We start from the raw sequence: 23,448 nt of genomic DNA, 5'->3' as shown, positions 1-23,448 counted from the left end.
AGCCTCGGCATCCTCTGCATCGACAGGCCCCGGGATTCGCGCCCCGGGGCCTTCTCGCGGCGGGACCGGGCCCGGCCGCCGGCCGGCGCGGCCCCGTTGCCGAATTGTTCAAACTCCGCGCGCATCATTGCCGCCCCGCACGGAGTCGCAGGACCGGGTCTTGACCAGCCAGACGTACAGCTTCCTGTCGACCTACTGGCCGCATATCGCGCTGGTCATCAGCACGGCCATCGGCCTCGTCGCGGCCATCCATGCGGCGATGACCAAGGACGATGTGCGCGCCGCAACCGGCTGGGTCGGCGTCATCCTGCTCTCGCCGGTGATCGGGGCGTTCCTTTACCTCGTCGCCGGCATCAACCGCATTCGCCGCACCGCGGCCAAGCGCCGCCGCGCCAGCCAGGACCGGCGCCGGCACCATGAGCGTCCGCCCATCGCCATCGCCCTGTCGCCCGGCCTCTCCGCCATGAAGCGGCTGGGCGACCGGGTGAGCGCCTTTCCGCTGACCACCGGCAACGCGGTGCGGCTGCTGGACAGCGGCGACGCGGCCTACCCGGAAATGCTCGCGGCGATACGCGGCGCCCGGCGCCATGTCGCGCTCTCCTCCTATATTTTCGACAATGACCCGGTCGGCGCCGAGTTCGCCGATGCGCTGATTGAGGCGCACCGGCGCGGCGTTGCCGTGCGGGTGCTGATCGACGCCATCGGGGCGCGCTATTCGCGTCCCCCGATCGTCGGGCGGCTGCAGGATGGCGGGGTGAATGTCGATCTGTTCATGGGCAATCTCATCGGCCTGCGGCTGCCCTATGCCAATCTGCGCAGCCACCGCAAGATGCTGATCGTCGACGGCGCGCTGGCCTTTACCGGCGGCATGAACATTCGTGCCCAGTTCACCAGCCGCCATGGCGGCGCCGATGCCGCGCGCGACACGCATTTCCGCGTCGAGGGCCCGGCGGTGGAGCAGCTTCTCGCGGTGTTCGCCGAGGACTGGACTTTCACCACGGCCGAAATTCTCGAAGGCCCGGCCTGGGCGGAAGCGCCCGAGGGGCCGCCCTGCGGCGACGTGGCGGTGCGCGTGGTGCCCTCGGGGCCCGACCTCAACCTTGCCTCCGCGCACAGCGTGATCATGGGCGCGCTGGCCATGGCGCAGAACCGCGTGCGGCTCTGCTCGCCCTATTTCCTGCCCGACCTGCAGCTGATCGGCAGCCTGTCCGTGGCCGGGCGGCGCGGGGTCGATGTGGACATCGTCATCCCCTCCGCCAACAACCTGAAACTGGTCGACTACGCCATGACCGCCCAGCTCGACCAGGTGCTGGAGGGCGACTGCCGGGTGTGGCGCGCCGGCGGCATGTTCGACCATTCCAAGCTGATGGCCGTGGACGGGGTATGGGCCTATGTCGGCTCCTCCAACCTCGATCCACGCAGCCTGCGGCTCAATTTCGAGCTTGACCTCGAACTCTACGATCCCGCCATTGCCGGGGCGGTGGAGGCGCGCATCACCGCCATGATGAGCTCGGCCACGCCGGAGACGCTGCAGACCCTGCGCGCACGCCCCTTCCTCAAGCGGCTGCGCAACCGCGCCATCTGGCTGGCCTCGCCCTATCTGTGAGGCGAGCGCGCGCCCCTCGCTCCCGCGCCGGAGGCAATCCCGGATAGAGCCAGCCCTGACGCGACATGCGGATAAAGGGCCGGCGCCGGGTCGGCAACAGGATCGGCCTGAACAAACAAAAGCCAGCCCCGTTTCCGGGACTGGCTTGAGGCAGACGGTCAGCCCGTCCGGGAGTTCGGGAGAAGCGCAAGGCGGCGCGCAAGCGCGGCACCCCACTGGAAGATCACGCCGCGACGGCGGCCTTGGTCGGGACTTCCGAAACCGTCTTCAGGATCTGGGACGCGATCGCATAGGGGTCGCCCTGCGAGTTCGGGCGGCGATCCTCAAGGTAGCCCTTGTAGTCGTTCTTGATGAACGAGTGGGGCACGCGGATCGACGCGCCGCGATCGGCGACGCCATAGCTGAACTTGTTCCACGGCGCCGTCTCGTGCTTGCCGGTCAGGCGCAGGTGGTTGTCCGGGCCGTACACGGCGATGTGGTCGTCCAGGTTCTTCTCGAAGGCGGCCATCAGCGCCTCGAAATAGTCCTTGCCGCCGACTTCGCGCAGGTACTTGGTCGAGAAGTTGGCATGCATGCCCGAGCCGTTCCAGTCGGTGTCGCCGAGCGGCTTGCAGTGGAACTCGATGTCGACGCCATACTGCTCGGTCAGGCGCAGCAGGAGGTAGCGGGCCATCCACACCTCGTCGGCGGCCTTCTTGGAGCCCTTGCCGAAAATCTGGAATTCCCACTGACCCTTCGCGACTTCCGCGTTGATGCCTTCGTGGTTGATGCCAGCTTCCAGGCAGAGCTCAAGGTGCTCCTCGACGATCTCGCGGGCCACGTCGCCGACATTCTTGAAGCCGACGCCGGTATAGTAGGGACCCTGCGGAGCGGGATAGCCATGCTCGGGGAAGCCGAGCGGACGGCCGTCCTTGTAGAAGAAATATTCCTGCTCGAAGCCGAACCAGGCGCCTTCATCGTCCAGGATGGTGGCCCGGGCATTGGTGGCGTGCGGGGTGACGCCGTCCGGCATCATGACTTCGCACATCACCAGGGCGCCGTTCTTGCGGGCCGGGTCGGGATAGACCGCGACCGGCTTCAGCACGCAATCGGAGCTGCGGCCCTCGGCCTGCATGGTGGACGAACCGTCGAAACCCCAGAGAGGCAGTTCCTCGAGCGTGGGGAAGTGGTCGAATTCCTTGATCTGCGTCTTGCCACGCAGGTTCGGCGTCGGCTTGTAACCGTCGAGCCAGATGTACTCGAGTTTGTACTTCGTCATTGCGTGTCTCTCATAGCTTGTGACCGGGTGCCGAAGAACCCACGTCGCTCTGCCGGCCGCGTGAGGAAGGATCGACCGTCAACGGCTATCGATCCTACAAGCATGCCGCGTGCCAATTCGCCCCGACCCGTCGCGCCGGGCCTTGCATTCGCCCGGGCGGCAACCGGCGGCGGCGCGCGCCGGGGTCCCGCGCCATGGCGATTCGCCTGAATTCACGCGGCTTGGCGCGGCCCGGCCGCACCCACGCGCCGGGTGCACCGCAGCGGGCGGAGGAACCCGCATGGCTCATCCCGCGTTGAACCAGCGCCCATCGCAGATGCGTTCGGCACTGCACAAATTTTGATCTTCTTGTGATCTCAAAATATGCATATTGCGCAAACGCCATGCATAAGATGCTATATTGCCATTGGTGGCTGACGCGGGAACGCGCAGCCCAATAAGGAGAAACACAATGAATAGCCCGACCCAGCGCGAGAGCGCCCAGATCGTCCAGTTCCCCACCGGTGGCCGCGCCGGCCTTGCCGCGCGTCAGGCCGTGGCCCGCCAGACGGCCGAGATGCCGGCCAACCTCGCCAGCGTGGCCTTCGGCAGCTGGTACCATGAGGAAGCCATGAAGGAAGAGCGCAACCCGAAGAACTGACCGCGCAGCCGATGACATCTCTATGCGCGACGCGCCCTGTTTTTGAGCACTGAAGAGGACCAGCGTCTTTACGCCCGGCCCTCTTCCTCCCCTCGGCCCGCTTTCCGCCTTCCATCCCGCGGCGGCCCGCCATCCCGCGGTGCCCCGATCAGCCGAACACCGACCAGCCCAGCCGCTGGGCGAGGCGTTCGAGCGCGATCCGCCCCAGATGCGAGTTGCCGCTGGCATCCAGCCCCGGCGACCACACCGCGATGGAGGCCTTGCGCGGCGCGATGGCCAGGATGCCGCCCCCCACCCCGCTCTTGCCCGGCAGGCCGACACGATAGGCGAACTCGCCCGACCCGTCATAATGGCCGCACGTCATCATGATGGCGTTGATGCGCCGGGCGCGCTCGGGCGAGACCACGGAATGCCCCGTCGCGGGATTTCGCCCGCCATGGGCGAGGAAACGCCCCGCCAGCGCCAGCTGCCGGCAGGACATGGCAATGGCGCAGTGGTGAAAATAGACGCCCAGCGTGTAGTCCACCGGGTTCTCCAGCACGCCGAACGCCTTCATGTAATTGGCCAGCGCCCGGTTGCGGAAGCCGGTGCGCTGCTCGGACGCCGCCACCGCATCGTCCATCGAGATGGTGGGATCGTCGGCGAGAAAGCGCATGAAGCGCAGGATCTCGCCGAGCGCCTCCTTCGGCTGGTGGCCGGACAGGATGACGTCGGTCACCGCGATCGCCCCGGCATTGATGAACGGGTTGCGCGGAATGCCGCGCTCGTTCTCCAGCTGCACGATGGAGTTGAACGGGCTGCCCGAGGGCTCGCGCCCCACCCGCTCCCACAGCCGGTTGCCCACCTTGCCCAGGGCCAGCGTCAGGGTGAACACCTTGGATATGCTCTGGATGGAGAAGGCGACATCCGCGTCGCCCCCCACCGCGACATGGCCATCGACATCCACCACCGCGAGCGCGAACGCGGCCGGGTCGACGCGGGCCAGTTCGGGAATATAGGTGGCGACATCGCCGCGATCGGGCCGGGCCCGCATTTCCTCGGCGATTTCGCGGACGATGAGGTCGATATCAGGCACGACGGGCGGCCTCCCCGATTTCTGGCGGCTGTGGACAATGCGAGCCATAGCGCAAGCCCGGACCCGCCCGCCAGCGTGCAAATGGCGGGCCGTGGCGCCCGGCAAACGCTTTGGCGAATGCTCGCGGGCGAACGCTCGCGCCGGCGGGCGGGCGGACCTTGGGCCCATCCGGCCGCATGAATACCCCGGCACGCCGGAGCGCGGCGCCGCGAACGGTGCCGGGGTATCGCTTATGCGGCGATCCGGCCGACCGGCGTGGCCTTTGCCCGCGCGGCTGACTATTCTGGCTGGCCCCGCCAGCGATTCCGTGAGCCGCATGACCGCCGATACCTCTTCCCTCGCCGACCGCATCGCCCGGCAGATTGCCGGCGAGATCGGCGCGCGCCCGCAGCAGGCGCAGGCCGCCATCGCCCTCTTGGACGAGGGCGCGACCGTTCCCTTCATCGCCCGCTACCGCAAGGAAGCGACCGACGGGCTGGACGACACCCAGCTGCGCCAGCTGGGCGAGCGGTTGATCTACCTGCGCGAGCTGGAAGCCCGGCGCGGCGCCATCCTGCAAGCCATCCGCCAGCTGGAAAAGCTCACCCCCGAGCTGGAAACCTCCATCCTCGGTGCCGCGACCAAGGCGGAGCTGGAAGATATTTATCTCCCCTACAAGCCCAAGCGCCGCAACAAGGCGGAGATCGCCCGCGAGCGCGGGCTCGGTCCGCTGGCGGAGACCATTCTCGCCAACCGCGCGCATGTGCCGGCCGAACTGGCACAGGCCTATCTCACCGACGGGGTGGCCGACGTCAAAGCCGCGCTGGACGGCGCGCGCGACATCATCTCCGAGCAGTTCGCGCAGAATGCCGAGCTGCTGGGCCGGCTGCGCGGGTATCTGCGGCAGAATGCCAGCCTGCGGGCCCGGCTGGTCGAGGGCAAAGCGGAGGCCGGGGCCAAGTTCTCCGACTATTTCGACCATGTTGAAAAATGGGCCAATGTGCCCAGCCACCGCGCGCTGGCCATGCTGCGCGGCCGCAACGAGGACATGCTGACGCTGGAGATCGAGGTCGATGCCGAGGATCCGCGCCCGCTCAAGCCCGTGGTGCGCATGATCGCGGAGGCCTATTCGATCGGCGCCACCCTGCCCGGCGATGCCTGGCTGATGGAGGTGGCCGGCTGGACCTGGCGGGTGAAGCTCGCGCTGCACCTCTCGCTCGACCTGATGACGGACCTGCGCATGAGGGCGGAGACCGAGGCGATCAATGTGTTCGCCCGCAATCTCAAGGACCTGCTGCTCACGGCACCGGCCGGCTCGCGCGCCACCATGGGGCTCGATCCCGGCATCCGCACCGGCGTCAAGGTCGCCATTATCGACGGCACTGGCAAGCTGGTGGCCACGACCACGGTCTATCCCTTCCCGCCGAAGAACGATGTGCGCGGCACGCAAGGCGAACTGGCGCGCCTCATCCGCCTGCACAAGGTGGAGCTGGTGGCCATCGGCAATGGCACCGGCAGCCGCGAGACCGAGAAGCTGGTGGCGGAGATGCTGGGTGATCTGCCGCCGCCCAAGCCGATCAAGGTCGTGGTGTCGGAGGCTGGCGCCTCGGTCTATTCGGCCTCCGAGGCCGCGGCGATGGAATTCCCCACTCTTGACGTCTCGCTGCGCGGCGCGGTCTCCATTGCCCGCCGCCTGCAGGATCCGCTGGCCGAACTCGTCAAGATCGAGCCGAAATCGATCGGCGTCGGCCAGTACCAGCATGATGTGGACCAGTATCACCTCGCCCGCGCGCTCGACGCTGTCGTGGAAGATGCGGTGAACGCGGTCGGCGTCGATCTCAACACCGCCTCCGCCTCGCTGCTGGCGCGCGTCTCGGGCCTCGGCACCGCGCTGGCCGAGGCCATCGTCGCCCATCGCGATGCCAACGGCCCGTTTGGCAACCGCAAGCAGCTGCTGGATGTCACACGGCTCGGGCCGCGCACGTTCGAGCAATGCGCCGGCTTCCTGCGCATCCGCGACGGCGCCGAGCCGCTCGACGCCTCCTCGGTGCATCCGGAGGCCTATGGCGTCGCCCGCAAGATCGTCAAGGCGTGCGGGCGCGACCTGCGCACGCTGATGGGCGACAGCGCCGCCCTGTCCTCGCTCAATCCACGCGATTTCGTCGACGAGCGCTTCGGCCTGCCCACCGTGCGCGACATCATCGCCGAACTGGACAAGCCCGGCCGCGACCCGCGCCCGGCCTTCAAGACCGCCACCTTCGCGGATGGCATCGACGACATGAAGGACCTCACGCCCGGCATGGAGCTGGAAGGCACCGTGACCAACGTCGCCGCCTTCGGTGCCTTCGTCGATATCGGCGTGCACCAGGACGGGCTGGTGCACGTCTCCCAACTCGCCGACCGCTTCATCAAGGACGCGCACGAGGTGGTGAAGGTGGGCGATGTGGTGAAGGTGCGGGTGCTGGAAATCGACATCAAGCGCAAGCGCATCTCGCTATCGATGCGCAAGGACGCCGCCGCCGGAGCCCGCGGGGCGGGCCAGCCCGAGCAGGGCCCGCGCGAGGCGCAGGGTACGAGCGGACACGGTGCGGCGCCAAAGCCCGCCGCAGCAAAGCCCGCCCCGCGCGAGACGCAGGGCGCGCTCGGCGCCGCGCTGCTCGACGCCTTCAAGCGGCGCTAGATCGGTCGCACCGCGTTATCCGCGCATGCGAACGCCTTGCTGCGTCGGGATTGTGGAGTGGGTCGGGACAGTTCGTGTCCCGAGCTGTCAAGAAAGCGTTGCGGGATATCAAGCCGACGGCCCGTCCCCTGTGGTAGAAGAGGGACGGTTCGCCTGCCGCGCCCGGGCGTGCCGCGAAAGCCGGCCTCGGTGCGGCCGGTGGGATGGCGCGCGTGAGGCCCGCACGCATGATTGCGCCTTCCCGCCATCTCACGGCCGGCGTTCTCGCCACGTTGCTCGCCCTCGTACCGGCATTGGCGCAGGCGCAGACGACGACCACCAGCACTGCGCCGCGCTACGCCCCGGACGTGCCCGCGAAGATCCTCACGCCCGACACGGTCGAGACCCGCATCGGCACGCTGCGCTTCAAGGATGGCGCCCCCGACGCGCAGACGGTCCAGTTGCTGCGTGACCAGATCGACTTCACCCGCGGCATCGATGCCTTCCTGAGGGGCATTTCTGCCACCTCGGTCTATGCCGCCTGCCGGGGACTGGACGAGGCGGGCGTGAAGGCCAACGGGGGCATCGGCATTTCTGAGGATCTGCTCGACGCGCGCTCGCTCTTCCTCACCGCCAACACGACGACGGTCTACACCCTGTTCTGCCTCGATCTGAACGCGGGGCCAATGGTGGTGCGGGTGCCCCCGCGCGTGCTCGGGCCGGCGGACGACGCCGATTTCCGCTGGGTGACCGATGTGGGCCTGACCGGCCCCGACCAGGGGCGCGGTGGCAACTACCTGTTCGTGCCGCCGGGCTATACGGGCCCGCTGCCGCGGATGGGTTTCCACATCGCCAGGCCGCGCACCAACCGGGTGGCCGTGTTCTATCGCGCCTTCGTCGAGAAGGGCGATGTCGCCGCCGCCGTGGCCGGGGTGAAGGCGGAAGCGGCCGTGTTTCCGCTCGCCGATGCGGCCAAGCCGCCGGCGACCACGTTCGTCAACCTGTCCGGCCGCAGGTTCAACACGATCAGCGCCAACGATTTCAGCTTCTTTGAGGAGCTGAACGGCGTGGTGCAGAACGAGCCGGCCAACTGGGTCGATCCCGACGAGGTCGGCCTCTATGCGGCGATCGGCATCAAGAAGGGCCAGCCCTTCGCGCCGGACGCGCGGCTGAAGGCGATCCTCAGCGATTCGGTGGCCGTGGCGAACGGCATCGCCCGCGCCGACCTGTTCGCCTCGCGCGACCCGGCGGCGAAGATCTACAGCGACCGGCAATGGCTCACCGCCTTCATCGGCGGCAGCTACCGCTTCCTCGACGGCGCCGCGCGCCTGCTCGACGCCCGCACCATGTTCTTCTACTACGCCACCGGCATAACCCCGGCGATGACGCAGGCCCAGCCAGGCACCGGCTCGGCCTATGCGCTGGGTCTGCGCGACGCGAAGGGCGAGTATCTCGACGGCGCCCGCACCTATTCGGTGACGCTGCCCGGCCCGGTGCCGGTGAACGCCTTCTGGGCCTTCACCGCCTATGACAACAACACGCGTTCGCTGCTGCCCACCGACCAGAAGCTGGCCGGCGTCGACAGCACGCGACCCGACCTCAGGACGAACGCCGACGGCGGCGCCACCGTCTGGTTCGGCCCGACCGCGCCGGCCGGCCATGAAGGCAACTGGGTGCAGACCGTGCCGGGCAAGGGCTACAACGTGCTGCTGCGGCTCTACGGCCCGCTGGAGCCGTGGTTCGACCAGACCTGGCGGCCGGGCGACTTCGAGCCGCAGCCTTGAGCATGCCCTCGCCGCCCGACCAGCCGGGCGGTGGGCGCCCCGCTCACGCCTTGTATTCGTAGAGCAGCCGGGCGCGGATCGTGCCCTCCAGCTTGCGGATGTCGGCCAGCACGCGCTCGCTGTCGGCGGCGGAAGCATCCGCGTCGAGCACGACATAGCCGACATCGGCATAGGTCTCGTAATACTGAGCGGCGATGTTCACCTGGTGGCGCGCCAGCACCTCGTTGAGCCGCCCGAGCATGCCCGGCAGGTTGCGCTGCACCTGGATGAAGCGCGTGCCGAGCGGGCGTCCGGGAAGCTGCACCTCGGGGAAATTCACCGCGCCCATGGTGGAGCCGCTGTCGCTGTAATCCACCAGCTTGCGCGCCACCTCGGAGCCGATGCGCTCCTGCGCCTCCTCGGTGGAGCCGCCGATATGCGGGGTGAGGATGACATTGTCCAAACCCTGCAGCGGCGAGACGAAGCGCTCCTTGTTGGAGCCGGGCTCCTCCGGGAACACATCCACCGCCGCGCCGCGCAGCCGGCCGGCTTTGAGCGCCTCGGCAAGGGCGGCGAGATCGACCACCGTGCCGCGGCTGTTATTGATGAAATAGGCGCCGTCCTTCATCGCCGCGAATTCCGCCGCGCCGATCATGTTCTGCGTCGCCGCCGTCTCCGGCACGTGCAGGCTGACGACATCGCTCTGCGCCAGCAGCTGGTGCAGGCTGCCGACCGGCTCGGTATTGCCGTGGCGCAGCTTGGCGATGTGATCGAAATAGATCACCTTCATGCCCATCGCCTCGGCGAGGTTGGACAGCTGGCTGCCGATATTGCCGTAGCCGACAATGCCCAGCGTCTTGCCGCGCACTTCATGGCTGTCATGGGCCGACTTGTCCCACAGCCCTTCATGGGCGGCGCGCGAGCGCTCGGGAATCCGCCGCAGCAGCATGACGATCTCGCCGATCACCAGTTCCGCGACGCTGCGCGTGTTGGAGAAGGGCGCGTTGAACACCGGGATGCCCTGCGCGCGCGTGGCGTCGAGATCCACCTGGTTGGTGCCGACACTGAAGCAGCCAATGGCGATCAGCCGGTCCGCCGCCTCAAGGATGTCGGCGGTGATCTGGGTGCGCGAGCGGATGCCGATGAGGTGCACGCCCTTCATCGCGTCCTTGAGGGCGTCGCCGTCCAGCGCCTTGGGCAGGCGCGTGACATTGGAATAGCCGGCCGCCGTCAGGGTCTCGACGGCGCTGTCATTGACGCCTTCGAGCAGCAGCACCCGGATCTTGTCCTTGGCGAGCGAGAGTTGCGGCAAAGCGGGAAGAAGATCGAGCACGATCGCGGTGTCCTTCGTCGGCGGATAGGCGCACGGCGGTGCCCGTCCGGTGCGCGACAAGCGCCATGGCCCGGCTCGGCCCGCCGCCCGGCAGCGCGGGGGCCGCGGGCGGCGCGAACTTAACCTTTTGGCGCCCGCCGTCTAGCCATGCGGCTCGAAACCATCGGTCGACGCGCCCAGACCTTGGTTTGAAGCGCGGCGGTGGGGTTCGCGCAAAACGCCTGGCAAAAGCCACAGCGGCGTGGCTCAAATCGCCCCACGAGTCGCGGCCGGCGGCATCAGAGCCGAGGTCGGTCGGGCATTTCGCGGCAATGGGTTCAGCATGTCCTTTCCGAAACAACTGGTCTTCGACGGTCACAACGATGTCCTGCTGCGGCTGTGGAGCCACGCCGCGCGCGGGATCGACCCGCTGCGCGAATTCGCCGATGGCACCAGCGCCGGCCATATCGATCGGCCTCGCGCCCAGCGCGGGGGGCTGGCCGGCGGGTTCTGCGCGATCTTCATTCCCTCGGGCGAGCTGATCCTCAAGACGCCCGACGCGAACGGGCACTATGTCACTCCCATGCCCGGCCCGCTCGACCGGCTCAAGGCACTCGATATCGCGCTGGAGATCGGCACGATCGCCTTCCAGCTGGATCAGGCCGGCCTGTGGAAGATCTGCCGCAGCACGGCCGACATTCGCGGCGCCATGGCCACCGGCACCTTCGCCGCCGTGCTGCATCTGGAAGGCTGCGAGCCGATCGGTGCCGACCTGTCGGTGCTGAAGAGCTTCCACGCCGCCGGCCTGCGCTCGCTGGGCCCCGTCTGGAGCCGGCACAACATCTTCGGCCATGGCGTGCCCTTCGCCTATCCCATGAGCCCGGACACCGGGCCGGGACTGACGGCGGCCGGGTTCGAACTGGTGCGCGAATGCAACCGGCTCGGCATCGTCGTCGACCTCGCCCATATCACCGAGCAGGGCTTCTGGGACGTGGCGAAGACCACCGACCAGCCGCTGGTGGTGAGCCATTCCAACGCCCACGCGCTCACCCCCGTGGCGCGCAACCTGACCGACCGCCAGTTGGATGCCGTGCGCGAAAGCGCGGGCGTGGTCGGCCTCAACTACGCCACCACCATGCTGCGGCCGGACGGGCAGGAGAATGCCGATACGCCGATCGCCCGGATGGTCGCCCATATCCGCCATATGGTCGAGCGCATGGGCATCGACGCCGTGGCGCTCGGCTCGGATTATGACGGGGCGACCATTCCGGCCGATATCGGCGACGCGGCCGGCCAGCAGACACTCATCACGGCGCTCGCCGCCGATGGCTTCACCGCCGACGACCTCGCCAAGATCTGCCGGGAGAACTGGCTGCGGGTGCTGGCCCGCACCTGGCGCGAGGCGCCCTGACCCCGCGACGCCGGCTCTCGCCCCACGAGGCGTCAGCACGCCTCCTCAAGCAGCCACGAGGTGTCAGCGGGCCTCCTCAAGGAGGAAGTCCGCGCCGCGCTCACCCACCATCATGGCCGGGGCATTGGTGTTGCCGGACGTGACCAGCGGAAAGATCGAGGCGTCGACAATGCGCAGGCCGGCGAGCCCATGCACGCGCAGCCGCGCATCGACCACCGAGCTGGCGGGATCGGGGCCCATGCGGCAGGAGCCGCAGGGGTGGAACACCGAATAGCCGCGCGCACGGATGTCGGCGAGCAGCTCCGCCTCATCGGTACACTCGGGCCCGGGCTTGATCTCCTGCGCGATGATCGCGGCGAGCGCCGGCGTCGCCGCCAGACGGCGCAGCATATGCACGCCGAGGAGAGCGACTTGCTGGTCCTCCGGCGTGTCGAGATAGCGTGCGCGCACTTCAGGCGCCACATGCGGATCGGGCGAGGCGAGCACGATGGCGCCGCGGCTGGTCGGGTTGCAGGGGGAAATGCTCATGGAGAAGCCGGAAAAGGCGTCCGGCTTCATCAGCGCCCGCACGCCCGGCACGGCACGCTCATAGGAGAGCGGCGAGAAATAGAGCTGGATGTCGGGCTGCGGCGCGTCCGGCGCGGAGCGCACGAAGCCGCCGGCCTGGTTGACGCTCAGCGCCAGCGGGCCGCCCCGCGTCATGAGGTAGCGCAGACCGACGCGGATCTTGCCGGCGAGCGGCAGCAGGTCGTCATTGAGGCTCGGCAGGCGCGAGCGATAGACATGGTCATGGCAGAGGTGATCCTGCAGATGCGCGCCCACGGCCGGCAGCGCGTGCCGGACCTTGATGCCGAGCGCGCGCAGCGGCTCACCCGGGCCGATGCCGGAGAGCATGAGCAGTTGCGGCGTGTTGATGGCGCCCCCGCACAGCACCACCTCGCGCCGCGCCCGCACCGCATGCGTCGCCCCGCCCTGCTCATAGGTGACGCCGACCGCGCGCCGGCCGTCCAGATCGATGCGCGTGACCAGCGCGCCCGTCTCCACCCGCAGCGCCCTGGCGCGCATGGCCGGCCACAGCCAGCCCCGGGCGGCGGACATGCGCAGGCCGCCCTTCGTGTTGATCTGGTAATAGCCGATCCCCTCGATGCTGCCGCCATTGAGATCGGGATTGAAGGCATGGCCGGCCTGCTGCCCCGCCGCGATGAAGACATGCGCCAGCGGATGGGCCTCGCGCGAAATCTCCTTCACCGCCAGCGGGCCGCTGCCGCCGTGCCAGCGGCTGTCCCCCAGCGCGTGGGATTCGATGCGCCGATAGGCGGCGAGCACCTCCTCCCAGCCCCAGCCGGGATTGCCCATCGCCGCCCAGGCCTCGAAATCGCTCGGCTGGCCGCGCGAATAGACCATGGCGTTGATCGAGCTGGACCCGCCGATCACCTTGCCGCGCGGCTGGTAGATGACCCGCCCGTCGAGCCCGGGAACCGGCTCGGTGCGGTACATCCAGTTGACGCGCGGATTGTAGAACGACATGCCGTAGCCGATCGGCAGGTGGATCCACGGCGAGCGATCGCGCGGGCCGGCCTCCAGCAGCAGCACGCGGAAGCGCCCGTCCATGGCCAGCCGCCCGGCCACGACCGAGCCGGCCGAACCGGAGCCGACGACGATGTAATCGACCTCGTCCTCGTTCGTCCCGCTCATTCCGCGGCACCCCTGCCGCCGCGCTGGGCCATGACGGAGACGAGCCCGAGCAGCGCCGAGCCCAGCATGAGAAACACCGAGACGGCGTTCAGCACCGGGGTCGAGCCCTGTTTCATGCGGTCGAACATGGTGATGGTCAGTGGCGCGTCGGAGCCGACCAGCATGAGCGTCGTGTTGAAATTCTCGAACGACATCAGGAAGGCCACCAGCGCCGAGCCGATCAGCGCCGGCGCGAGATAGGGCAGCGTCACCGTGACGATCGCCATGAACGGGCTGGCGCCGAGATTGAGCGCGGCCTCCTCCAGCGAGCGGTCGAACTTGCGCAGCCGGGACGAGATGACCAGCGTCGCGATGGTGGCGATGAAGGAGAACTGGCCGAGCGCGACCAGCAGGAGGCCGGGGCGCAGCGCGTTGAGCTCGATGCCGAACGCATCATCCGCCGCATTGGCGATCTGCGACGAGAAGGCCAGGATCGAAATGCCGAGAATGACGCCGGGAATGACCAGCGGCGCCAGCATCAGCATGTAGCAGAGGCCCTTGAAGCGGAAATCGTAGCGCTCGAACAGGAAGGCGGTGGTGGTGCCCACCAGCACCGAGGCGGCCGTGGTGGCAAAGGCCACCAGCAGCGAGTTGACCAGCCCGCGCAGGATGGCGCGATCGTGGAACAGCCCGATCTTCGGCGCGCTCGCCCCGAAGAACCAGTCCAGCGTGAAGCCCTTCCATGGCAGCGAGGGATAGAGCGAATCGTTGAACGCGAACACCGCGACCACGACGAGCGGCACGGCGAGATAGACGAAGAACAGCGCCACATAGGCCCGATAGGCGAATGTCACGAAGCGGGGCGCGGGAATCGACGGCAGCATGGCTCAGCCCTTTCCGATCGTGCCCGAGAGGGTCTGGCCGCTGGCGCGCAGGGCGAGCCACACGATGAGGCTCGATGTGACGAGCAGCACGAAGCCGAAGGCGGAGCCCGACTCCCAGTTGAAGCGGGTGATGAACTGCGAGTAGATCTGCGCGGTGAACCACTGGCTGTTCTTGCCGCCCAGCAGGGTCGGGGTGAGATAGTTGCCCAGATTCAGCATGAAAACGATGATCGCCCCGGCGACGATGCCGGGCTTGGCGTGCGGGATGACGATTTCCCACAGCACGACCAGGCCGTTGCCGCCGAGGTCATAGCCCGCCTCCACCAACGCATCGTCGAGGCTGTCGAGCGTGGAGACCAGCGGCACCACCATGAACAGCATGGAGGTGTAGATGAGGCCGACCATGACGGCGACATCGTTATAGAGCAGCTCCACCGGGCCATCGACGAGACCGAGGCCCTGGAGGAGCCGCGACAGCAGCCCGGTCTCGCGCAGGATCAGCATCCAGCCGAACACCCGCACCAGCTCGCTGACCCAGAAGGGCAGCAGGCAGCTCATGAACAGCAGCGTGCGCGCCCGTCCACGGGCGATCTTGGCGATGTAATAGGCGATGGGGAAACCGATGATCAGCGTGGCAAAGGTCGCCAGCAGCGACATCACCACCGTGCGCACCAGCGTCAACACATAGACGCTCTCGCCGAACAGCTCGGTATAGTTGCGCGGGCCCAGCACATAGACCTGCGGGCCCACCTTCTCGCGCAGCGACAGGAAGAACAGGTTGAGCTGCGGCACCAGGATCACCAGCGCGATCCACAAGGCGAAGGGCGCGAAAACGAGGATGAAGGACAGGCGCCGTGCCGCCGCGCCTTCCTCGCGCGGCGCCGAAGCGCCCGAGGCCGCCGGGTTCAGGGGCGCATTCATGGCGCGTCCCCACCGAGCGCGTCCCCGCCGGCGGGAAAGGCCAGCGTCGCGGCGGCGGCGAAGCGGATTTCCACCGCGGCCCCCTCGCCCAGCCGGGTGCCGAGCAGGTTCTGCGGCAGCACGGCGCCGATCAGGTCGCCGCGCGCCAGCCGGATCATCGCCCGGCTGTTAGCGCCATTGAACAGAAGGCTTTCGAGCCGGCCGGCGAACACGTTGACGTCGGCCAAGGCCGGCGCCGGATCGGGGCGCCCGTCGGCCACCCGCACCTCGATCGCCTCGGGCCGCACGAACACGCTGCTGGCCGCGCCTTCCGCGAGCGGGACGACGGCGCTCGCCCGCAGCGCCAGCCCGGTGCTGGTTTCGACGCGGAGGTCGCTGCCCGCCTGCGCGGTGATGCGCGCTCCCCAGCGGTGGCTGTCTCCGACGAAGCCGGCGACGAAGGGCGTGGCCGGGCGATAATAGAGATCCTCCGGCGTGCCGACCTGCTCGAAGCGGCCGGCATTCATCACCGCCACCTGATCGGACATGACGAGGGCTTCCGACTGGTCATGGGTGATATAGACGAAGGTGGTGCCGAACTGGTGCTGCAACTGCTTCAGCTCGACCTTCATATGCTCGCGCAGCTTGAGGTCGAGCGCGCCGAGCGGTTCGTCGAGCAGCAGCACGGTCGGCTCCAGCACCATGCAGCGGGCGATGGCGACGCGCTGCTTCTGCCCGCCGGAGAGCTGATCGATGCGCTTGGGGCCGGAATCGGCGAGATCGATGCGCTCCAGCACGGCGCCGACCCGCCGGGCGATCTCGGCCTTGGCCATGCCGCGCCGGCGCAGGCCGTAGCCGATATTGTCGGCGACATTCATCATCGGAAACAGCGCCAGGTGCTGGAACACCATGTTGGCCGGCCGCCGGTTCGGCGGCACGCCGCGCATGGAGCGCCCGCCGATCAGGATCTCGCCGGCGGTCGGTTCGATGAAGCCGGCGATCATCCGCATCAGGCTGGTCTTGCCGCAGCCGGACGGGCCGAGAATGGAGAAGAACGAGCCCTTGGGCACGGCGAGGGAAACCCCGCTCACCGCCGTGAAGGCCCCGTAGGATTTGACGAGTGCGCGGCACTCCAGATCATTGGCCATGCGCTTCTTTCCGAAAACCTCGCCCTTCGGCCGGAACGCGCCCGGCACCTTGCGGCCGACCCGGTCGGTCCGCCCTCGCGTGGATGCCCGGCCGGGGCGCGCCCGGCCGGGACAGCGGACCGCCGCGTCAGTTGCCGGCGGCGACCTTGTCGAGCACCTTGCCCTCCATCTCCTCGAGACCGGCGGGCACGGCGGGGAACCACTTGATCTGCGCGATGACTTCCGGCGGGAAGGCCTGCTGGAAGGCAGCGCGCAGCTTGGGCGAGACGAACTGGTCCGAGCCCTTGGAAGCGGAGAAGCTGCCGGCGGAATCGACGATCATCGCCGCGATTTCCGGCTGCATGACGAAGTTGATCCACTTGTAGGCGGCGTCGTCATTCTTGCCCTTGGCCGGCAGGGCGAAGGTGTCGATCCAGCCCAGCGCGCCGGCGGCGGGCGCCACGAAATTGATGTCGGGGTTCTCGGCATTCAGCTTGAAGCCGGTGGAATCCCACGCCTCGGCCGCCACCACCTCGCCCGATCGGATCATGTTGAGCAGGTCGTCGGAGCCGCTCCAATAGGCCTTCACATTGGCCTTGCAGGCGGCGAGCGCCGCGCCGGCCTTGTCGATGATGGCCTGGTACTTCGCCTTGTCGCCATAGGCGGCGAAGGGATCCTCGCCCAGCGCGAAGGCCATGCCGAGCAGAGCCGGGCGCTTCAGGCGCATCGACACCCGGCCCTTGTACTCGCTCTTGCACAGATCGAGGAAGCTCTTGATGTCCGGCGCCTTTTTGCGGTCGACCACCAGCCCGGACGTGCCCCACAGATGGGCGACGCCATAGACCTTGCCGTCGATGGCGGTGTTCTTCTTCGCGGCGTCCAGCAGTTCGGGAATGAACAGCCCGGCCGTGATCTTCGAGAGGTCCATCGGCTTGTAGATGCCGAAATCGGTCTGCGGCCCGAGAATGCGGTCCTGGCTGGGCTGGGCGAGATCGAAGCCGGCGCCGCCGGTGGCGCGCAGCTTGGAAATCATGTCCTCGTTGTTCGAAATCGTGACTTCGACATCGATGCCGGTCGCGTCCTTGAACTTCTTGATCACCGCCTCGGGCGCATAGTCGCCCCAGGTCAGCAGGCGGAGCGTCTCGGCCCGCGCCGGTACCGCGGCCGTCAGCATCACCGATGCGAGGAGACCGACGATAATCCCTTTCACGTCGCGCATGTTCATCTCCGAAGGTTCTTGGATCGATCTTCTGGCGGCCCCCTGGCCGCGGATCGTCTCATGGCGACGTTACGGTTTGATTGGCCTGCCCGGCAGGTCCATTCTGAGAAAAACGTCCAGTCCAGTCAGCGCATTCCGCCGGGCGCCGCGTCACCGGCACAGGCCAGCACCGCCTGCCGCAGCAGCGGCATCCCGGCCCGGATCTGCGCCGGCGAGAAGCCGGAGAATCCCAGCACCACGCCCTGGCGCGGATAGGGGGCGATGCAGAATCGGCTGATCGGCGCCACCGTCAGCCCCAGCCGCGCGGCTTCCGCGCACACGCGCTCGGCATCGAGCCCCTGCTTGAAGAAGCCGACCGTGTGCATGCCGGTCGTGGTCGGCACGATGTCCAGCCAGTCGCCCAGCAGCGTCTGCGCCGTCTCGACCAGCGTCTGGTAGCGCTCGGCATAGAGCCGCCGCATGCGCCGCACATGGGTGGCGAAATGGCCCTCGGCGATGAAATCGGCCACCGTCGCCTGCAGCGCGGTCGGCACGCCGGGAGAGGTGGCGGCCAGGCTGGATTCGAAGGTCGGCACCAGCGAGGGCGGTGCCAGCAGGTAGCCGAGCCGCAGCGCGGGAAACAGCGATTTCGAGAAGGTGCCGACATAGATCACCCGCTCGGCGGCATCCACGCCCTTCAGCGTCGGCAGCGGCTGGCCCTCGAAACAGAACTCGCCGTCCCAGTCATCCTCGATGACGAAGGCGCTGGAGGCGGCGGCCGCCTTGAGCAGGGCGAAGCGCCGCTCCAGGCTGAGCTTGGCGCCGAGCGGCTGCTGGTGCGAGGGGGTGACGAAGGCCAGCGCGAAATGCGGCGCCAGTTCCAGCCCCCGTTCCACGTTCAGCCCGGCGTCATCCACCGGCACCGGCACCAGCCCCGCCCCCTGCATGACCAGCGAGTTGCGCGCGCCGATGGCGCCGGGATCCTCGAACCACACCGTGTCGCCCGGGTCGATCAGCGCCCCGGCGATCAGCTGGAAGGCGTGCTGCGCGCCGGCGACGATGAAGATGCAGTTCCAGTCGCAGTGAATGCCGCGATTGGTGCGCAGATGCGCGGCGATCGCCTCGCGCAGCGGACGATAGCCGCTGGGGTCGGGATAGCCGAGCACCTGATGGCGCGGATTGCGCCAGTGCCGCGCGGCCAGCCGCGTCCATTCCCCCATCGGGAAGGCATCATAGGCCGGCAGCGCCGTGGTGAAGGGGCGCGGCTCGTGCGGCAGCCGGGCGACGAAGCGCTCGGCGGCCAGCGTCATCGAGCGGGCGAGCCGCGCGCTCTGGATCGGCACCTGTGGCGCGCGCGGCGGCGGGGTCGGCCGCTCGGCATCCACCACCAGGCTGACAAAGGTGCCCGAGCCGATCCGCGTCTCCAGCAGCCCCTCCGCCACCAGCCGCTCGAAGCTCTCGACGATGGTCGCCCGCGCCACGCACAGTTCCTCGGCAAGCGTGCGCGTGGCGGGCAGCCGCTCACCGGGCTTCAGCGCCCCGCCGAGGATCATCTCGCGCAGGCCGGCAGCGATCTGCAGGGTCAGCGGCGGCTCGCTGTCGCGGTCGATCGGGATCGCCTGCAGCAGCACGCCCTCAGCCCATTTCACCATCACGCGGCTCCCGCGCCGGCTGTCGCCGCGCTCAAGTGGTCTGCCCCAATATTCAGAATGGCCCTTAGCTCCAGACCATTTCCGGCCGAATATCCCCCACGCCTTCGGCTTTGCCAAGGTGAACCATCGCGGGAAAGCGTCAGCCTCATGAAGATCAAACGTCTGGAAACCTTCTCCAATCGCGCCGTCGGCTTCGTGCGGGTGACGCGCGAGGACGGCCGTCAGGGCTGGGGGCAGATGTCGACCTACAATGCCGACATCACGGCCCAGGTTTTCCACCGCCAGATCGCCCCCCACGCGCTGGGCGCGGAGGCCGACGACATTCGCGGGCTGGTGGAGCGGATCCCCGAGCGCGAGCATAAATTCCCCTGTTCCTACCTGTTCCGCGCGCTCGGCGGGCTCGACACGGCGCTGTGGGACCTGCGCGGCAAGGTCGCGGGCAAGAGCGTGTGCGAGCTGCTCGGCGGCACGCCGCGCGCCTTCCCGGTCTATGCCTCCAGCATGAAGCGCGGCGAGATCACCCCCGAGGCCGAGGCCGAGCGGCTGAAGCGGCTGCAGGGCGAGTTCGGCTACACCGCCTTCAAGTTCCGCGTCGGCCGGGAATGCGGCCACGACCTCGACGAATGGCCGGGCCGCACCGACGCGATCGTGCCGATGGTGCGCAAGGCGCTCGGCGACGGGGCCCGCCTGCTGGTGGACGGCAACAGCGCCTATTCGCCGGCCAAGGCGATCGCGGTCGGCCACTTTTTGCAGGATCACGGCGTCGTCCATTTCGAGGAGCCCTGCCCGTACTGGCAGCACCACTGGACGCGGGAAGTCACCGCCGCGCTGGACCTCGACGTGACCGGCGGCGAGCAGGATTGCGACCTGATGCTGTGGCGCTACATGATCGAGAATCGCGTGGTCGACGTGGTGCAGCCGGATGTGAGCTATATTGGCGGCGTCGAGCGCATGCGGATGGTGGCGCAGATGGCGGCCGAGGCCGGTATCCAGGTGACGCCGCATTCCGCCAACCAGCTCATGGTCACCTGCTTCACCCTCCACATCATGGGCGCGCTGGCCAATGCCGGCCCCTATGTCGAATTCTCCATCGAGGGCGAGGATTACTACCCCTGGGAAGTCGGCGTGCTGCGCAACCCCTTGCAGGCCAAGGACGGCAAGGTCGATATCCCCGCCGGGCCCGGCTGGGGGCTGGAGATCGAGCCCGCCTGGCTGGACGCCGCCACCTATCAGGTGAGCGAGGTGGAGGCATGAGCACATCCGCGAACGTGCTCCCTGCCGGCGTCGCCCTCGCCGATGGCATCGCCGAGATCCGCGCCACCGGCACGCTCAAGGGCCTGCCGCGCGATCATTTCATCGCCGGCCGCTGGACCCCGCCCGCCAGCGGCGCGCGCATGGACAGCGCCGATCCCGGCCGCGGCGCGCCCTTCGCCGCCTTCGCCAATGGCGATGCGCAGGATGTGGACCGCGCCGTCGCCGCGGCCCGCGCCGCCTTCACCGGGGCGTGGGGCGAGGCCACCCCGGCCGAGCGCGGCCGCGTGCTCCAGCGCATGGCGAGCCTGCTGCGCGCGGAGGCGGACCGTTTCGCGCTGGTCGAATGCCTCGACAGCGGCAAGCGGCTCAGCGAGGCGCAGGGCGATGTGCGCGGCGTCATCCGCGCCTTCGAATATTACGCCGGCGCCGCCGACAAGCTGGAAGGCGCCAGCCTGCCGCTCGGCCGGAACTATCTCGGCTTCACCCTCGACGAGCCGGTCGGCGTGTGCGCGCAGGTCATCCCGTGGAACTACCCGCTCTCCACCGCCGCGCGCGGCATTGCCCCGGCGCTGGCGGCCGGCTGCGCGATCGTCGCCAAGCCGGCCGAGCAGACCCCCTTCACCGCGCTGATGCTGGCTGAACTCGCCACCCGCGCCGGCCTGCCGGACGGCGCGCTGAACGTCGTCACCGGCACGGGCGCGCGGGCCGGCGCGCCGCTCGTCGCCCATCCCGGCATACATCACATCACCTTCACCGGCTCGGTACCGACCGGCATCGCGGTGATGCAGGCGGCGGCGCAGAACGTCACCCGGCTGGTGCTGGAACTGGGCGGCAAGTCGCCGCTGGTGGTGCTGGCCGACGCCGATCTCGACATCGCGCTGGAGGGCGTGCTGGAGGCGATCTACGAGAATGCCGGACAGATCTGTTCGGCCGGCTCGCGGCTCGTGCTGGAACGCTCGATCGCCGACGAATTCCTTTGTCGGCTGGTGACGCGGGTGCGCGCGCTGCGGCTTGGCCATGGGCTGGATGGCGTCGATGTCGGCCCGGTCAATTCGGCGCTGCAGCTGGCGCGCATCGACGCGCATGTGCGGCGCGCCGAGGCAGCCGGCAACGCGATCCTCGCCGGCGGCGGCATCGTTCACCCGGCCGGCGCGGAAGGCGGCTGGTTCTTCGCGCCCACCATCGTCGCCGCGCGCGGCGTCGAGGACCCGATCGTGACCGAGGAGATTTTCGGCCCCGTGCTGGCGGTGCAGGTCGTCGGTGATCTCGACGAAGCCATTCATGTCGCCAACGCCACCGAATTCGCGCTGGTGGCCGGCATCTACACCGCGAGCTTCGACAAGGCGCAGCGCTTCGCCCGGCGTGTGGACGCGGGGCAGGTCTACATCAACGAATATTTCGCCGGGGGCATCGAAGTCCCGTTCGGCGGCAACCGCAAGTCCGGCTTCGGCCGTGAAAAGGGCATGGAAGGCCTGCGCAGCTATTGCCGCACCAAGAGCATCGTCGCCCGCCTGCGCTGAACGGCGGCGGATCGGAGGCGCGGCCCGGGCGACGCGCCTCCGTGTCGTCGCTCAGAGCGCGGCCAGTTCGGTGACGAACTTGGTGCGCAGGAAGGCGTCGAGGCCCTCGATGCCGCTTTCCGAGCCGTAGCCGGATTCATTGACGCCGCCGAACGGCGTCTCCGGCGTGGACACCGCCATGTGGTTCACCCCCACCAGGCCGGCGTCGAGCGCCTCCTCGGTGCGGGCGGCGAGCGCGCCGGAGCGGGTGAAGACGAACGAGGCCAGCCCGTAGGGCAGCGCGTTCGCCCGCGCGACGACGTCGTCGAAATCGGCGAACGGGGTGATCGGCGCGATCGGGCCGAACGGCTCGGTGGACAGGATCGCGGCGTCGGCCGGCACGTCGGCCAGCACGGTCGGGGTGAAGAAATGCCCCTGATTGCCGATGCGACGGCCGCCGAGCTTCAGTTCGGCACCCTTGGCCACGGCATCGCCGACCAGTTCCTCCATCACCGCCAGCCGGCGGCGGGCGATCATCGGGCCCATCTGGATGCCGGCCTCCAGGCCGTTGCCTACCTTGAGCACCGAGGCAAGCTCGACGAAACGCTCGACGAAGGGGCGGTAGAGCGATTCGTGCACGAAGAACCGCGTCGGCGAGGTGCAGACCTGCCCGGCATTGCGGAACTTGAAGGCGACCAGCGTCCGCGTGGCCAGATCGAGATCGGCGTCGCCATGGACGATGACCGGCGCGTGACCACCCAGTTCCATGGTGCAGCGCTTGAGCGTGCGCGCGGCGAGGCCCTGCAGCACCTTGCCCACGGCGGTCGAGCCGGTCAGCGTCACCGCCTTCGGGATGGGCGAAGCCAGCAGCACCTCGCTGACATGGGCGGGCACGCCGAACACGACATTGAGCACGCCGGCGGGCAGCCCGGCCTCCTGGAAGCAGCGGGCCATCGCCACCGCCGTGCCGGGGGTTTCCTCGGCCGGCTTGATGATGATTGAGCAGCCCGCGCCAAGCGCGCCGGAAATCTTGCGGATCACGTTGGACGCCGGGAAGTTCCATGCCGCGAAGGCCGCGACCGGGCCCACCGGCTCCTTCAGCACCAGCTGGCGCACATTCGGCATGCGGGCCGGCACCACGCGGCCATAGGCGCGCTTGCCCTCCTCGGCATACCAGCGCGTGGCGTCGGCCGCGAACTGCACTTCCGGCACCGCCTCGGCCAGCGGCTTGCCGTTCTCCAGCGTGAGCAGCCGCCCGATCTGCTGCTTGCGCGCCTCGATCAGTTCCGCCGCCTTCATCATGATGACGTAGCGCGCCTGCGCGGTCATCGACTTCCACACCTTGAAGCCGCGCTGGGCGGCCTCCAGCGCGCGGGCGAGATCGGCGTCCGAGGCATGCGGCACGGTGCCGAGCGCCTCGCCGGTCGCCGGATTTTCCAGCACCTCGCTCGCGCCGTCGGAACCCTGGCACCATTCGCCGTCGATCAGCAGCTCGATCGTCTCGTCGTAAAGCGCGGATACGCTCATCGTCATCTCCTGAAGGCCCCTCGGAGAGGG

At 68.6% G+C, this 23,448-nt stretch carries 17 protein-coding genes; 7 read left to right on the top strand and 10 right to left on the bottom strand.

The annotated features are described in order from the left end of the window. Positions 1-160: 160 nt before the first annotated feature. Positions 161-1,606, top strand: a complete 1,446-nt coding sequence (locus QOZ99_RS13335; protein WP_306890478.1) for a phospholipase D-like domain-containing protein — start codon at positions 161-163, stop codon at positions 1,604-1,606. A 223-nt stretch (positions 1,607-1,829) separates the two neighbouring features. Here QOZ99_RS13335 and QOZ99_RS13330 read toward each other — a convergent pair whose 3' ends face one another. Continuing rightward, positions 1,830-2,864 (bottom strand): glutamine synthetase beta-grasp domain-containing protein, encoded by a 1,035-nt coding sequence (locus tag QOZ99_RS13330; RefSeq protein ID WP_183190801.1) that lies wholly within the window; start codon positions 2,862-2,864, stop codon positions 1,830-1,832. A gap of 451 nt (positions 2,865-3,315) precedes the next feature. On the opposite strand from QOZ99_RS13330, the gene QOZ99_RS13325 reads away from it, so the two are divergent. Then, the gene (locus QOZ99_RS13325; protein WP_306890477.1) at positions 3,316-3,504 is read left to right on the top strand and encodes a DUF2735 domain-containing protein; all 189 of its coding nucleotides are present in this window, start codon (positions 3,316-3,318) and stop codon (positions 3,502-3,504) included. Between the two features lie 148 nt (positions 3,505-3,652). On the opposite strand, the gene QOZ99_RS13320 is transcribed toward QOZ99_RS13325, so the two are convergent. Further along, the gene (locus QOZ99_RS13320; RefSeq protein WP_370876856.1) at positions 3,653-4,627 is read right to left on the bottom strand and encodes a glutaminase; all 975 of its coding nucleotides are present in this window, start codon (positions 4,625-4,627) and stop codon (positions 3,653-3,655) included. 268 nt (positions 4,628-4,895) lie between these two features. On the opposite strand from QOZ99_RS13320, the gene QOZ99_RS13315 reads away from it, so the two are divergent. Then, positions 4,896-7,238 (top strand): Tex family protein, encoded by a 2,343-nt coding sequence (locus QOZ99_RS13315; protein WP_306890475.1) that lies wholly within the window; start codon positions 4,896-4,898, stop codon positions 7,236-7,238. A gap of 227 nt (positions 7,239-7,465) precedes the next feature. Continuing rightward, positions 7,466-9,001, top strand: a complete 1,536-nt coding sequence (locus QOZ99_RS13310) for a DUF1254 domain-containing protein (protein WP_306890474.1) — start codon at positions 7,466-7,468, stop codon at positions 8,999-9,001. Between the two features lie 43 nt (positions 9,002-9,044). Here the strand turns inward: QOZ99_RS13310 and serA are convergent, their stop codons facing one another. After that, positions 9,045-10,313, bottom strand: coding sequence for a phosphoglycerate dehydrogenase (gene serA / locus QOZ99_RS13305; RefSeq protein ID WP_370876855.1), 1,269 nt, complete (start codon positions 10,311-10,313; stop codon positions 9,045-9,047). A 322-nt stretch (positions 10,314-10,635) separates the two neighbouring features. Between serA and QOZ99_RS13300 the strand changes: the two genes are divergently transcribed. After that, positions 10,636-11,703 (top strand): dipeptidase, encoded by a 1,068-nt coding sequence (locus QOZ99_RS13300; protein ID WP_306890473.1) that lies wholly within the window; start codon positions 10,636-10,638, stop codon positions 11,701-11,703. A gap of 63 nt (positions 11,704-11,766) precedes the next feature. Here QOZ99_RS13300 and QOZ99_RS13295 read toward each other — a convergent pair whose 3' ends face one another. The 6 genes from QOZ99_RS13295 to pdxR form a co-directional block, all read right to left on the bottom strand. Further along, on the bottom strand, positions 11,767-13,398 hold the full coding sequence (locus QOZ99_RS13295) for a GMC family oxidoreductase (RefSeq protein ID WP_306890472.1): 1,632 nt from the start codon (positions 13,396-13,398) through the stop codon (positions 11,767-11,769). Further along, entirely contained in the window at positions 13,395-14,261 is an 867-nt protein-coding gene (locus tag QOZ99_RS13290) for an ABC transporter permease (RefSeq protein WP_306890471.1), read from the bottom strand. Before QOZ99_RS13290 ends, QOZ99_RS13295 begins: the two co-directional genes overlap by 4 nt. Positions 14,262-14,264: 3 nt before the next feature. Next, the gene (locus QOZ99_RS13285) at positions 14,265-15,182 is read right to left on the bottom strand and encodes an ABC transporter permease (RefSeq protein WP_306890470.1); all 918 of its coding nucleotides are present in this window, start codon (positions 15,180-15,182) and stop codon (positions 14,265-14,267) included. Continuing rightward, positions 15,179-16,309, bottom strand: a complete 1,131-nt coding sequence (locus QOZ99_RS13280; RefSeq protein ID WP_306890469.1) for an ABC transporter ATP-binding protein — start codon at positions 16,307-16,309, stop codon at positions 15,179-15,181. Before QOZ99_RS13280 ends, QOZ99_RS13285 begins: the two co-directional genes overlap by 4 nt. Positions 16,310-16,436: 127 nt before the next feature. After that, positions 16,437-17,507, bottom strand: coding sequence for an extracellular solute-binding protein (locus QOZ99_RS13275; RefSeq protein ID WP_306890468.1), 1,071 nt, complete (start codon positions 17,505-17,507; stop codon positions 16,437-16,439). A gap of 125 nt (positions 17,508-17,632) precedes the next feature. Beyond that, positions 17,633-19,138: a MocR-like pyridoxine biosynthesis transcription factor PdxR gene (gene pdxR, locus QOZ99_RS13270; protein ID WP_306890467.1), complete on the bottom strand. Its 1,506-nt coding sequence runs from the start codon at positions 19,136-19,138 to the stop codon at positions 17,633-17,635. A gap of 147 nt (positions 19,139-19,285) precedes the next feature. Here pdxR and QOZ99_RS13265 point away from each other — a divergent pair, with 147 nt between their 5' ends. Together QOZ99_RS13265 and QOZ99_RS13260 are read left to right on the top strand one after the other, a co-directional pair. Next, positions 19,286-20,392, top strand: coding sequence for a mandelate racemase/muconate lactonizing enzyme family protein (locus QOZ99_RS13265; protein WP_306890466.1), 1,107 nt, complete (start codon positions 19,286-19,288; stop codon positions 20,390-20,392). Next, positions 20,389-21,912: an aldehyde dehydrogenase family protein gene (locus QOZ99_RS13260; protein WP_306890465.1), complete on the top strand. Its 1,524-nt coding sequence runs from the start codon at positions 20,389-20,391 to the stop codon at positions 21,910-21,912. Before QOZ99_RS13265 ends, QOZ99_RS13260 begins: the two co-directional genes overlap by 4 nt. 51 nt (positions 21,913-21,963) lie before the next feature. On the opposite strand, the gene QOZ99_RS13255 is transcribed toward QOZ99_RS13260, so the two are convergent. After that, positions 21,964-23,424: an NAD-dependent succinate-semialdehyde dehydrogenase gene (locus QOZ99_RS13255; protein WP_370876854.1), complete on the bottom strand. Its 1,461-nt coding sequence runs from the start codon at positions 23,422-23,424 to the stop codon at positions 21,964-21,966. Positions 23,425-23,448: the final 24 nt, after the last annotated feature.

Source organism: Ancylobacter amanitiformis (genome assembly GCF_030814815.1).
Taxonomy (GTDB): Bacteria; Pseudomonadota; Alphaproteobacteria; order Rhizobiales; family Xanthobacteraceae; genus Ancylobacter; species Ancylobacter amanitiformis.
Note: the sequence above shows the minus strand (reverse complement) of the source record. Positions and strands in the feature narration are given on the sequence as shown.

Bases quoted from the DNA above. Each gene is read 5' to 3' on its own strand.
- QOZ99_RS13330 (WP_183190801.1), bottom strand. From the start codon at position 2,864: ATGACGAAGTACAAACTCGAGTACATCTGGCTCGACGGTTACAAGCCG.
- QOZ99_RS13325 (WP_306890477.1), top strand. From the start codon at position 3,316: ATGAATAGCCCGACCCAGCGCGAGAGCGCCCAGATCGTCCAGTTCCCC.
- QOZ99_RS13320 (WP_370876856.1), bottom strand. From the start codon at position 4,627: ATGGCTCGCATTGTCCACAGCCGCCAGAAATCGGGGAGGCCGCCCGTC.
- QOZ99_RS13315 (WP_306890475.1), top strand. From the start codon at position 4,896: ATGACCGCCGATACCTCTTCCCTCGCCGACCGCATCGCCCGGCAGATT.
- QOZ99_RS13310 (WP_306890474.1), top strand. From the start codon at position 7,466: ATGATTGCGCCTTCCCGCCATCTCACGGCCGGCGTTCTCGCCACGTTG.
- QOZ99_RS13300 (WP_306890473.1), top strand. From the start codon at position 10,636: ATGTCCTTTCCGAAACAACTGGTCTTCGACGGTCACAACGATGTCCTG.
- QOZ99_RS13295 (WP_306890472.1), bottom strand. From the start codon at position 13,398: ATGAGCGGGACGAACGAGGACGAGGTCGATTACATCGTCGTCGGCTCC.
- QOZ99_RS13290 (WP_306890471.1), bottom strand. From the start codon at position 14,261: ATGCTGCCGTCGATTCCCGCGCCCCGCTTCGTGACATTCGCCTATCGG.
- QOZ99_RS13285 (WP_306890470.1), bottom strand. From the start codon at position 15,182: ATGAATGCGCCCCTGAACCCGGCGGCCTCGGGCGCTTCGGCGCCGCGC.
- QOZ99_RS13280 (WP_306890469.1), bottom strand. From the start codon at position 16,309: ATGGCCAATGATCTGGAGTGCCGCGCACTCGTCAAATCCTACGGGGCC.
- QOZ99_RS13275 (WP_306890468.1), bottom strand. From the start codon at position 17,507: ATGCGCGACGTGAAAGGGATTATCGTCGGTCTCCTCGCATCGGTGATG.
- pdxR (WP_306890467.1), bottom strand. From the start codon at position 19,138: ATGGTGAAATGGGCTGAGGGCGTGCTGCTGCAGGCGATCCCGATCGAC.
- QOZ99_RS13265 (WP_306890466.1), top strand. From the start codon at position 19,286: ATGAAGATCAAACGTCTGGAAACCTTCTCCAATCGCGCCGTCGGCTTC.
- QOZ99_RS13260 (WP_306890465.1), top strand. From the start codon at position 20,389: ATGAGCACATCCGCGAACGTGCTCCCTGCCGGCGTCGCCCTCGCCGAT.
- QOZ99_RS13255 (WP_370876854.1), bottom strand. From the start codon at position 23,424: ATGACGATGAGCGTATCCGCGCTTTACGACGAGACGATCGAGCTGCTG.